Raw genomic sequence first — 11,099 nt, 5'->3', positions numbered from 1 at the left:
TCACCGCACCTTTAAAGCGGTTCAAGGCGAAACGTTGGCTGACTTTATCAGGCGCTTGAGACTGCAATCGGCCGCTGATGACCTGTTTAAGTCGAAACAACCAATTTTAAACATCGCGTTGGAATATGGTTTCTCTTCCTCACAAAGTCTAGCGAAAGCCTTTCAACAACACTATGGAGTAACGCCGAGTGCCTTTCGTGATTGCGAAAATTATCAGCAGTTTTCTGAATTATCACGAAACAGCAAGATTGGACACACGCTGCGCAAGAATGGAAACGCGCACGCGACCAGCGATTCGTATACTGGCTCTGAACTAACAACGTGGAGCAACAAGATGGAAACGCAAAACTTTGCAGCAACAAAATTGGCTTATGTACGAGTAACAGGACCTTATGGTGTCGGTTACGAAGAACCCAGTGGTCGACTTTATCAGTGGGCAGGAATGAAGGGCTTAGCGGAAAATACATGTATCTTCATATACCACGACAACCCAGAGATCACCCCGAGTGATAAATGCCGTACCGACATCTGTATTATGGTTCCAGACGATACCGAGGTAATCAATGGAATTGAACTACAAGATTTCCCCGGCGGAGAATATGCGGTTATGCGCCAAATGATCACTGAAAATAGCCAATATGCGCAAGCTTGGGATGACTTAATGAACAAAACGATCGAGGCTGGGCTAGAGTGTGACGATCGCCCATGCTTTGAGCTTTATCATAGTTTCGACCCTCAAACTCAACATGCAGATGTCAGCTTCTGTACAGCAATCCAATAAAACACAAGAGCCTGTAGATTGCAGGCTCTTTTCGCAACGCTAGATTGAACTTAATATCGTTCACGGTTAATTGCGCACCATCCTATGATCGATCCTTGAGAATCTGGAACGAAACTCTCGCGGAGTTAACCCCATGGTTTTAACGAAGACTTTTCGACATGCACTGGTATCTTCATAGCCAACCTGATTGGCGATACTCTCAAAAGAGATCTGTGTGCTTTCTAGTAAGTCACACGCCTTCTGCACTCGAAGACGCTGTAGGTAATGGTTGGGATTATGGCCTGTCGCCTTTACAAAACGTCGCTGCATAGTACGTTCAGTGAGGTTGAACTTTGCTGCCAAAGCCTGAATCGATATTGATTTCGCGTAGTCCAAGTTCATAGTCTGTTGAATCGCGACAATCGCTGGGTCCCCATGTAAAAAAGACGGATTGAACTGCTGATAGAAACGCTGCTCCCTCAAAGCAGTATCGACAACAAGCATCTTACCGAGATGACGCATGACACTTAGAGAGGCATATTTCGCCACCAGCTCAAAACCTAAGTCTAGCCAAGACATCATTCCACCTGCGGTAATGATATCGCCATGATCAATCAAGATCTCATTGGTATTCAGTGATAGATGAGGGAACCGCTCGTGAAACAGATCTGACAAGCCCCAATGCGTAGTCACAGACCTATCTTGTACAAGATCAGTTGCAGCGAGTATAAAAGCCCCAGCACAAGCAGAAGCTAAGATAGCACCTTGACGATGCTGATTTTTAAGCCAATCAATAAGCTCTTGGTCAGGATTGAGATAGTAGTCACTAGGTGCGCTTGGAGGCAACAAGATAACCGCCAGTTCTTGGGGTAATTGCGTTAAGATGTCAATGATTACAGGTTTGAACTCGACGTCTAGCCCTTGCGCACTGCAAGCCCTGTTCGCCATCAATAGCATTTCTTCTAAGCCATAAATAGCTGACTTCAACGCTTCCGGATACTGACAGATACCTACCGAGACTCTTTTCATGAACTAAAACACACTTTGTCGCTTTTGACATTTTATATGTCATTTTAGACTCTTACTAGAATCGCGCAAGTTGACAATAATGCACTCATACCAAGACAACAAACCACCATTAGTGGAGAACTAAGATGAGCCAGAAAGCATTACTTGTTATCGATCTACAAAACGACTATTTCCCAGAAGGTAAGTATCCTCTTTGGAATACAGAGCAAACACTAAACAACATCAAAGTTGCGATCACTAAAGCGAACAGCGAAAACATTCCAGTGATTCTAGTTCAGCACATTGCTGACGAAGCGATGGGGATCGCACCATTTTTTAACCAAGGCACTGAAGGGGTTGAGATTCACCCTGATATATCAGCAATAGCGCCAATCTCTGAAATCGTAGTGAAAACCTACGCAGACAGCTTTGAGAAAACTAACCTAGAAGCAGTACTCGAGAAGTACAAAATTGATGAGATACTTATATGTGGAATGATGACGCAAAATTGCGTAACGCATACTGCCATTTCAAAAGCGGCAGAGAAATACAAGGTGTCGGTAATGATGGACTGCTGCACAACAGTGGATGAGATGATTCACAACATCGCTCTAAATGCCGTATCAACTCGCGTACCACTGGTGACAACAGAGCAAGTCCTTTAATACCGGCTTTCGTTTGACAAACCTGCATTCGCCTATTCTTTCAGTGCCGTCAATTATGTTGAACCTCGATATGTCTTATAATAGCAATACAGCAAAAATGACGGCGCAACGACAATAAGCCAAAAACTCAGCACGGTACTAAACACGTCACTGACACTATCTATGCCATCAGAATAAACGATTATCACGAAGATAGCAGCATGGAGTAAGGCAATCATGACCGTTATAATCAGTAATGTTCGACGAACCCATTTAGGCTGCTTACCATTGTTGAAATTTGAATCAACCACATTCATTTCTGTAGATCTAGGAACAAATGGCAAAATCGTTTGAAATTAAATCGCTAAATTTGTAACCACTTATACATCACATAGCTATCAACCAGACCGAGTTTCGCGTGATTGTAGGCCTTAGGGATGGTGCCTACGATGTCAAAACCCAACTTCTGCCATAGTTTAACTGCCACTTCATTGGTAGAAACTACGCTGTTGAATTGCATCGCCTTAAATCCGATCTCCAAGGCCATAATCTGCGAATGTTCGCACATCTGGCGAGCAATGCCCTTTCCCCTCGCCTCATTAGAGACCATATAACCACAATTACAGATATGGTTACTCGGCCCCATTGCGTTTGGTTTGATGTAGTAAGTCCCTAAAATCATATCATTTTCAACAAAAGCGAATGCTTTCAATGGTGATTCGCACCACAGCGAAAATGCCTGTTCTAAGGTCATATCAGGGTCAAAGGCATAGGTTTCCTGGGCCTGAATAACGGCAGAGAATGTTGGCCAAATACCTCAAAGTCTGCACGAGTGATTTCCCTAATCATATAAATTCCAATATCCGATTAAACTAAGTCTCTAATCCAACAGCCAATCTACTGCGGATTTGTAGTCTCCAAAGGACGACATCTCACCGGATACAAACCAACTGCCCACTTTGGCTGCCAAACTTTGCCAGTTCTTATCACCGTAAATAGCGACTTTCTCGAAGTTAAGTCCGATTTTAGCCCCTAACTGAAAGTCGTCCCAAGCCGCCCTAAGCTCCCAGCCAGAAAACTCTGTAATATCAACAAGCAGTTTTATCCGCTTTTGATCTAACCCCGTTATAGTTGAGTCTAGAATGGGTCCTATCACTTGGTAATCTTGGTGCGTAAGCTTTCCTCTCGCTTTAATTACCAACAGTGAATCTTCACCAAAACGCTCAATGCCTAGCGTAATCCCGTGGCGTTCTATATTCATTGCTGTCTACCTCTAAAGATAAATTACCCTATGAGTCTAGGCCTGGCAGATTGAAAAAGATGAGAGCTGATTTCCAGTTTGATTAAGTTTCTCCAATGAATAAACGCCAAATGTTTAGCATCAACACATGACATCAAGCCCTACCTAATCAGGTACAACGATTAAACCTAGCTTTTCCAATAATTGCTCTTGCTGCCATGCGCATATTTTAACGCCTGAAAGGTCTACTCGGCGTGGATCTAGGCCGTACAGCTCACAGTGGCTCAAATCACACCCTTGAACTCTAAACTGATCCCAGCAATCTTCAGAAAATACGCCTCGGCTCAAATCTGAATCTTTAAATGAAGCACCGCGTAAGTTCGCCCCTATCCATCGATTTTCAAATAGCTCGCATTTCTCAATAAGTTGCTTTTCAAAATTCGCATAAGACAAGTTACAACCTGTGACATAGGCGGAGCAAAAATACATTTGATGTGATACGTGATTAACAAAGCTTGCTTGGCCAAAATTCGCCCCTTTGAGATCGCAATCTCTGAGCTCTATTCCAAAGCAGTTAGCACCTTTGAACAGAGACAATGCGACATTACAGTCTTTGAAGGAAGCGTCGCGCAAGTCGGCATAAGAAAAGTCACACCCTTCAAGGTCTCCCTGTTCAACAAAAATACAATCAACAAACTGCACGTCTCTTAAGTTTGTGCGCTTAAAACTACAGCGAAAAAACTTACAGTTCGAAAAAATGGCATTACTCAGGTCTTGAGATGAGAAGTCTATCTGCTCAAAAATCTGATTGGTTTTATCCATGTTTGGGTCCTCTAAATAACGAGAAATGAAGCCTAACATTTCTTGAGGAGTTCTCAACAAAAACAAACCCAATAAAAACAACACGTTAAAATCCCCTAAAATCGCCAATTTAAGACACCAGATTGGCGATATAAGGGAGTTATTTTTGAGTTAAAGGATGAGGACCAAATGAAAATAGTTTTAAACGATTAGGGCGCGTTCGGGAAGGATTTATTCAAAGGTATATACAGTCCGCCTATATTCGCTCTAGTCGTGTTGATTTTTGTTGTTCCAACTCAGTTATTTAAGCAACGGAGTCACTACATGCTCATAAGCAATCGTCAGAGAAACATAGACCAGCAGTGCTGCCATCAACCAATTAAACACTCTAAAGTAACTGGGATTAGAGATTCGTTTTCCAAGCACTAGCCCTGCAATCGAATAGCTAGTCGGTGCACCAAAAGCCAAAACAGCTAGGATGACTGACCACACGACGATCGCACTGCCAGTAATACCAACGCCTGGAAACTGAATGGTCGATATCGGCAACGTCGCGACTAACGCTTTGGGGTTGAGCAGTTGCATGAACAACCCATCTCGAAAACTCAATGACTTCAAACCACTCTCGCTGCCAGAAAGCTCGACGTTCGAGCCCATAACTTTCCATGCAATATGCAAAATATACAGGCAGCCAGCTAAGCTAACGAAAGGAAGTAGTTGCGGATTCACAATCTTCAACCCAACAAACCCCAGCAAGACAAATAAAATGAACATCGCCATGCCAACGCCAGCAAAAAAGCCAAGATGTGCGTTTGTTTTCCGGTTTAATCCACTGTGTAACCCTAAAAGATTAACTGGACCAGGGGTATACATAACCCCGATCGCGTAGGCGAAGATCTCTGACATTGATAACTCCCAAAAGAGCAGTAGGCCGTTTTTCTAGCGGCTTAATTGAAGTTGAAACTGTTTTGGTGTCATGCCAAACACACGCTTAAAGTTACGATTGAGATGACTGGCGTCAGCAAAACCTGAGGATACGGCAGCCAAAGTGGCACTGTGCCCTGCCAACAACTGTTTACGCGCGTAATTGATGCGACAATTCAAAACATACTGATGTGGAGTTATGCAAAAGTGCTCTCGGAAAGCACGAATGAAGTGAAACTTTGACATGCTAGCAGCCTCAGCAACATCATCTATCGAGAAGTCATGAGAAAGATTTGCCAAAATATAGTCTTTCCCTTTGACTAAGAGCTTATCAGCGCGAGTGCGATGTACAGGTATTTCAAGGCTACCATGTAGACGAGTCATTGATTGTGCCAACTGAAACAAACCCGCTTCGTGTTCAACCTTAGAGTATGACTCTCCCTGCAAACGCTGAGACATGCTATAGACTTGATGCCTTAGAAGCGGATCATCAGACAATGTTTGACTTAACCTGAGAGTGGTATTTTTCTTGTGTCCTAAAGCTTCAAACAGAGGATGAAGCTCATTTGGATGGATGTAAAGCATGACGTATTCTAAGTTTTGCTCCACACCTGAATGGCCATCGTGAATATCTTCCGGATTAAACACCATTACACATCCAGGAGTACTTTTATAGAAAGCACTTCGACAAAAGAAATCTTGTCTTCCCTTGAGAGTCAAACCGATAGAGTACTCTTCATGAGCATGCTTGGCGTAAGAAAAATCACTCATAGTTGCACACAGCATGGACACGTCGTCCTGCTGCGAGCTATTGGTATATATAAAGTGATTGTCTTTACCCACGCTCTCCTCCAAACAGCACTCTTTCACATAATTCCTCAGCTAAGGTACTCGATTCTTCGCCAGAAAAATTGAACAAAATTGCTCACCTGCGACCAATAGTAAAGCACTAATAGAGGGCTTTCATCCGTCTCCAGTTTAAGAAACTGCCAGCAAAAAAAGACAATCTTTATGATGTTTTACAATGTAAATCAATTCAGTTGAGAACCTTGGTGACAAGCCAAATATTCTATAGCCTGCTCTCTGCCCATGTACTTGCCAAGCGTTCGCACTGGAACCTTGGTTAAATCGACCACTATCAACCCATCTAAAGCAAAATTAAACGCTGGGTCAACATTAAAACAGACCAGCTTGCCATTCATTGCTAGGTACTGTCTCAATAACACTGGTAGCCCCATCCCTTGGTCAAGGCGACTCAGTACCTTCGACAGCAGTGGCAGTTTAGACAACGAACTCAACATATCCGGACGCCAAAACTCCTGACCACTTTTTTCTAATGGCGTCGTTGGCGATACCAACTTCGCTTTCTCATTATCATAGTAATGAACCGACATCACCGAAGCGATAAGCTGTCTCGCAACTGGGCTATAGTTATTACTGATGCTGACAGGGCCAAATAGATGGGTGTATTTTGGATTACGCTCGACAAAGCTGGCAATGCCTTTCCATAGTAACAGCAAAGAGTGCATATTGCGCTGATACGACTTAGCAACCACAGAACGTCCTAGCTCAATCGACTTGCCTAAGCTTTCAACAAAAGCTTCATCGTACTTGAACAAGCTTGTTGAGTAGAGAGAGTCAACGCCGCCTTTCGCCACTAGCTCGTCGACTAACCCTAAACGATACGCGCCGACTAAGTCACGATTAGCTCGATTCCACACAAACAGCTGATAGTACTCTTGGTCAAACTGGTCAATGTCACAGCTTCGGCCACTCCCCTCACCGACTTCTCGAAAACTCTCTTCACGCACGCGACCAATCTCACGCAAGATACTTGGCATTGTCGGTGTCGGGGCACAATAAACATCGAAGTCACCTTGCTCTAGCAGTTTGTATGACGCTAACCCTTTGAGTTCAATTTCCAATAACTCTACTGAAACAGGAGCGATAATCGGCTCAGCATTTTCATTGGGCTGAGCTAGCAACTGTTCACTGCCCATGCTCCCCATCAAATAGGTATTGAGGCGGAAATATTGAGTGATATCATCGTCACTTTCAAAGTCTTTAACTTCGCTGTAAGGGATAGGATTGCCGACCGAAACAGAGATGATTTGACCATTTTTATTCAGCAACTCACGGCCAAGCAACGCTGTTCTTAGTAGTGGATGAATACGCCCCGCTTGGTAAAACAGTTTGCTGTTCATGCCATTGATAAACAGTGGAACCGTTGTCGCCTCTGCACGCTTTACAAACTTAGCGACCGACTTACTCCAGGCTTTATCGGTGATTTTGTTTTCACTGACTTGCCAAGATGAGACTTCACCCGCAGGAAACAGGATCAACACCCCTCCCTGTTTTAGGTGTTGATTCGCTTCGTTGATAGCTCGTCGATTAGTGCGTTTGGCTTTCTCTCCGCCAAACACATCAACGCCAATAAACAGTTCATCTAACTCTGGGATACGCTTTAGCAACTCGTTAGCAAGCACTTTGACATCTTTACGTACCTTTGAAATCAATGCAGCAAGAACAATCCCTTCAATTCCACCAAAAGGATGATTAGCGACAATCAAAACCGAACCTTCACTGGGTATGTTCTCAAGGCTACCGTGATCAATTTGGTATTGAGTACCAATTCGCTCTAGCGCCGCATGCATAAACTCAAAACTGTCTTGCGGCAACGCTTCTCGCCTGTAGAGCGAGTCTAAAGTTGTAAGACCAGTCGCCCACTCAACGACAGATTCACCGATGCCAAAGGGCGTTTTTCGCGGCAATCGAAAAGGACTATCCATCATACTAAGCTCCTTGTGCCTTACTGAATAAGGCTCGGCCAGTTTTTATCTGCCGCAGAAATATGACCTGCGCGATCTTCATCCCACCAGCTTTTTACATCGGCGTTATAGTTGAGGTAAAGCTTACCATCGACAATCGCCCACTGATTTGGATCAGATGAGGCAAAATCATTCTTCTCAGATATTGCCCACGCACAGTAACCACCGTATTGCGGTGCATACGCCTCAGGATTGGCTTTAAACTTGTTTAGGTTCTCTTGTGAGGAAAAGAGCCAATCTGCACCTTTGTACTCTGTCTGCCATTTGCTATCACCTTTGACAGGCTTGCCTTCAGTAAAGTAAGCCACCGTGTCATACCCACTAACGGCTTTGTTACTAAAAATTCCGGTATAAATTTCATCGGCAGCAAAGGTAGGAAAACTGAATAGCATGATGAGCAGGGCGAATAGCTTTTTCATTTGAAAACTCCTTGTTCAGCAACGTCGTTAGCCATGCAGCTCAGGCTTGTTCTAAAGTCAACATTGCGATGATTGTCGATAGATTGGTAATGCATCTCTTGTTTAGAACAAGACACGATAACCGAGGAGACAATAGGCGCAAATGCATGTGAGCGATGCAACTGTTGACCATCCCAAGTCCACATGACGGTTTCATTGGATGTCCGTCTGGTATCAAAAGAAACTACCGTAAACGGTGCAAAAGCACTCAAATCCATGCCCAACAAGCGACTATCGACGGTAGAACTCGAACAGCTACTTGCTAGACGTTTAACGATGTTTCCTCTGCTACTTAACTCACCTTTTGGTGTCGTGCCTTGATAGTAATTGAGCAAACAGACTGTAACACCATGCTCGTTGGTAGAAATCCAGCTGCCACCGCCAACCGGATCAATCGGCATTAAACAATGAACACCATCGATCACTACACTTTGCGGTTCAAGTGCAGGCAAACGAGAGCGCTGTTCGTCACGATTAAAATAAACCTCATAATGGTTATTGCCATGATAAAGCCAAGATAATGTACACATGATTACTGGGCCCTCTGATAGGTTGCCGTTGTCGGCGCGACACCAAAACGACTGTCGGATTCCACACCACGCAAAGACGCCACCACCTTAGCCATTGCAAAGTGGTGCGTCGCATGCAGAGCAGCAAAAGTGAGCTCACGAACAAAACTCGACGAAACCTCTTCGACATAGGTTTGCGATAACATGACTTCCGTTTCAACACTAACGGGTTGATGTAACTCATCAGCCGGCAACTCGCAAAGCCAGTCAATCAGCTCACAGATCTCTTGCTTTGCGATGTCCAAGTTACGCTCGACACTATGCCCACGTCGACGCACGTTATAATCAATTTTGCTTGGTTCAAGCCTGATTGCATGAAACAGATCGAGCCAATGACGAAAATGCTCGCCAATAGAACTGCTGACATGAGGCTGGGCAACAAAGACATAGTCTTGTTGGTTGAGGGTTTCGAGAAACTCATAACCTTGATTAAGCGTTTCAATACAACCGACCACAGCTTGGGACGGGCACGCCTGTGTATTTGAAGCAAAACGTGTTGTTAAACTTTTCATGTTTGATTCCTTTCCGTCGCCATTAGTCCGTCATCGGATAGCGTTGTGTTAGATTTTTCTCTTCACGCCAAGCCTGCAGTAAAGCCCCTAACGTAGGAGTGTTATGGCCGCGTTTTTTATATTTAGAGCCAATCTGATAAAGCAGGCGATACTGTTTCAGCAGGGTGGTAAAGATGTGGCTAAGGGGAGTATCGCTATCCCAAATATGCGCCGCTTCGCTACTCGCACCATTGATCTCCAAAATGTCGAAGCACTCCCCCTTCATTAGAGCTTGGATGTCGCGGAATTTAATATCCAAACGCCCATAGTTGAATCCTTCAAAGTCACCTAACACCTCATCGAGTTTCTCTTCAAGCGTCTCTGTAATGAACTGATTGCCATCACGAAAGATCGCCCCGCGAGAGTGACTGCCCGCAAATGCCAACTGAAACTCGTCCCCATCTTCAACAACAAGATCAAGATGTTCAGTATGACGAGGAAGATATAGGTGCTGTAACTTGCCCGCTCTTGGGCAGTGTTCAATAAGTTGTTTAAGCGTCGAGCGACCATCACCGATGACTCGCGGAGAGTATTTCAGCGTAATAGAGATAATCTTCCCTTTTGATTCTCCGGGTTGCTTAACGTAAAATACACCAGCTTCAGCACTGTATTGGGACTTTTTCTGCAGTAAGAAACGACCCGATACGGGAAAGGTGTCGATATAATCTTGCAGTTGTTCATCACAGTGGATGAGTTTTACACCCACACCACGACAACCTAAATCTGGCTTTGCGACCAACGGGTAAGTCAAATTGGCATATTCAAGCTGGGCTTTCGCCTCACCGAGTAGCTCCTCTCCACAGACTTGAGTTTTGGTTAACGTGACAAACGGTAATATCCATGTATTGGTTTGTTCGCCCGCTGAAGTAAAAATATCGTGCTTTGATTCACCGACCATACCACTGAGTTTGATGGCAGGATTAGCGATTAGAGGCAAAGCCCAATCTCTATGACGCAAACTCAAAAATGCGCTTTGCAACACAACTGGTGTATAGAAAAACCAAGTCGGTAAAAATTCAAACGGAGATATTACTCGCTTTGGCTGGTGAAGAATGGGCATACCCGCATTTACTCTTCCCTGTGGAATCATCTCTACGTTAGCGAGCTGTGTCATAAGTGTCCCTTAAAAGTGTTTTAGTCATTATGTTGTTGAGCAGCAGCATGACGCACAGACCTAATGGAATGAGTAACCAACTAGAAAGGTTATGCTGCAGCCATTGCACATTGCCGAGCTGGAAGAATGAACCAAAAATAAGTGCGGTCCATAAACCTGTCGCCGCAACAACAGCGAACAAAAATTTGCTTGTTGGCACGTT

12 protein-coding genes and 2 pseudogenes are annotated in these 11,099 nt (G+C 44.2%); 2 read left to right on the top strand and 12 right to left on the bottom strand.

What is annotated here, in order from left to right; all coding sequences use genetic code 11:
* The coding region (locus QTO00_RS09790; protein ID WP_331424575.1) for an AraC family transcriptional regulator at positions 1-781 on the top strand (781 nt) is incomplete at its 5' end.
* Positions 782-847: 66 nt separating this feature from the next.
* On the opposite strand, the gene QTO00_RS09785 is transcribed toward QTO00_RS09790, so the two are convergent.
* Positions 848-1,789 carry a GlxA family transcriptional regulator gene (locus tag QTO00_RS09785; RefSeq protein WP_331424574.1) on the bottom strand — a complete coding sequence of 314 codons (942 nt, stop codon included), beginning with the start codon at positions 1,787-1,789 and terminating at the stop codon, positions 848-850.
* 125 nt (positions 1,790-1,914) lie between these two features.
* On the opposite strand from QTO00_RS09785, the gene QTO00_RS09780 reads away from it, so the two are divergent.
* Positions 1,915-2,433 (top strand): cysteine hydrolase family protein, encoded by a 519-nt coding sequence (locus QTO00_RS09780; RefSeq protein ID WP_331424573.1) that lies wholly within the window; start codon positions 1,915-1,917, stop codon positions 2,431-2,433.
* A 343-nt stretch (positions 2,434-2,776) separates the two neighbouring features.
* Here the strand turns inward: QTO00_RS09780 and QTO00_RS09775 are convergent.
* The 11 genes and pseudogenes from QTO00_RS09775 to QTO00_RS09725 form a co-directional block, all read right to left on the bottom strand.
* Positions 2,777-3,261 (bottom strand): annotated as a pseudogene (locus QTO00_RS09775) (GNAT family N-acetyltransferase).
* A 31-nt stretch (positions 3,262-3,292) separates the two neighbouring features.
* The gene (locus tag QTO00_RS09770; RefSeq protein WP_038202105.1) at positions 3,293-3,673 is read right to left on the bottom strand and encodes an STAS/SEC14 domain-containing protein; all 381 of its coding nucleotides are present in this window, start codon (positions 3,671-3,673) and stop codon (positions 3,293-3,295) included.
* 144 nt (positions 3,674-3,817) lie between these two features.
* The gene (locus QTO00_RS09765) at positions 3,818-4,474 is read right to left on the bottom strand and encodes a Qnr family pentapeptide repeat protein (RefSeq protein WP_331424572.1); all 657 of its coding nucleotides are present in this window, start codon (positions 4,472-4,474) and stop codon (positions 3,818-3,820) included.
* 279 nt (positions 4,475-4,753) lie between these two features.
* Positions 4,754-5,359, bottom strand: coding sequence for a LysE family translocator (locus QTO00_RS09760; RefSeq protein ID WP_331424571.1), 606 nt, complete (start codon positions 5,357-5,359; stop codon positions 4,754-4,756).
* Positions 5,360-5,392: 33 nt separating this feature from the next.
* On the bottom strand, positions 5,393-6,220 hold the full coding sequence (locus QTO00_RS09755; protein WP_038202109.1) for an AraC family transcriptional regulator: 828 nt from the start codon (positions 6,218-6,220) through the stop codon (positions 5,393-5,395).
* 188 nt (positions 6,221-6,408) lie between these two features.
* The gene (locus tag QTO00_RS09750; RefSeq protein WP_331424570.1) at positions 6,409-8,169 is read right to left on the bottom strand and encodes a lysophospholipid acyltransferase family protein; all 1,761 of its coding nucleotides are present in this window, start codon (positions 8,167-8,169) and stop codon (positions 6,409-6,411) included.
* Positions 8,170-8,186: 17 nt separating this feature from the next.
* Complete coding sequence (locus QTO00_RS09745; protein ID WP_038202115.1) at positions 8,187-8,624, bottom strand: YHS domain-containing (seleno)protein; 438 nt, start codon at positions 8,622-8,624, stop codon at positions 8,187-8,189.
* A complete protein-coding gene (locus tag QTO00_RS09740) occupies positions 8,621-9,193 on the bottom strand; it encodes an NRDE family protein (RefSeq protein ID WP_331424569.1) in 573 nt (190 codons plus the stop codon). The genes QTO00_RS09745 and QTO00_RS09740 overlap by 4 nt, the downstream gene beginning before the upstream one ends.
* A gap of 2 nt (positions 9,194-9,195) precedes the next feature.
* Positions 9,196-9,744: a hypothetical protein gene (locus tag QTO00_RS09735; protein ID WP_331424568.1), complete on the bottom strand. Its 549-nt coding sequence runs from the start codon at positions 9,742-9,744 to the stop codon at positions 9,196-9,198.
* 22 nt (positions 9,745-9,766) lie between these two features.
* A complete protein-coding gene (locus QTO00_RS09730) occupies positions 9,767-10,897 on the bottom strand; it encodes a D-alanine--D-alanine ligase (protein WP_331424567.1) in 1,131 nt (376 codons plus the stop codon).
* A pseudogene (locus QTO00_RS09725) lies at positions 10,881-11,099 on the bottom strand (DedA family protein); the annotation flags it as partial. The gene QTO00_RS09730 and the pseudogene QTO00_RS09725, both read right to left, overlap by 17 nt.

The organism is Vibrio sp. M260118 (genome assembly GCF_036533755.1).
GTDB lineage: Bacteria > Pseudomonadota > Gammaproteobacteria > Enterobacterales > Vibrionaceae > Vibrio.
The sequence above is the reverse complement of the archived record's forward strand: the minus strand, read 5'-3'. Positions and strand labels throughout refer to the sequence as shown.

Bases quoted from the DNA above. Each gene is read 5' to 3' on its own strand.
- QTO00_RS09760 (WP_331424571.1), bottom strand. From the start codon at position 5,359: ATGTCAGAGATCTTCGCCTACGCGATCGGGGTTATGTATACCCCTGGT.
- QTO00_RS09765 (WP_331424572.1), bottom strand. From the start codon at position 4,474: ATGGATAAAACCAATCAGATTTTTGAGCAGATAGACTTCTCATCTCAA.
- QTO00_RS09735 (WP_331424568.1), bottom strand. From the start codon at position 9,744: ATGAAAAGTTTAACAACACGTTTTGCTTCAAATACACAGGCGTGCCCG.
- QTO00_RS09785 (WP_331424574.1), bottom strand. From the start codon at position 1,789: ATGAAAAGAGTCTCGGTAGGTATCTGTCAGTATCCGGAAGCGTTGAAG.
- QTO00_RS09730 (WP_331424567.1), bottom strand. From the start codon at position 10,897: ATGACACAGCTCGCTAACGTAGAGATGATTCCACAGGGAAGAGTAAAT.
- QTO00_RS09740 (WP_331424569.1), bottom strand. From the start codon at position 9,193: ATGTGTACATTATCTTGGCTTTATCATGGCAATAACCATTATGAGGTT.
- QTO00_RS09770 (WP_038202105.1), bottom strand. From the start codon at position 3,673: ATGAATATAGAACGCCACGGGATTACGCTAGGCATTGAGCGTTTTGGT.
- QTO00_RS09780 (WP_331424573.1), top strand. From the start codon at position 1,915: ATGAGCCAGAAAGCATTACTTGTTATCGATCTACAAAACGACTATTTC.
- QTO00_RS09745 (WP_038202115.1), bottom strand. From the start codon at position 8,624: ATGAAAAAGCTATTCGCCCTGCTCATCATGCTATTCAGTTTTCCTACC.
- QTO00_RS09750 (WP_331424570.1), bottom strand. From the start codon at position 8,169: ATGATGGATAGTCCTTTTCGATTGCCGCGAAAAACGCCCTTTGGCATC.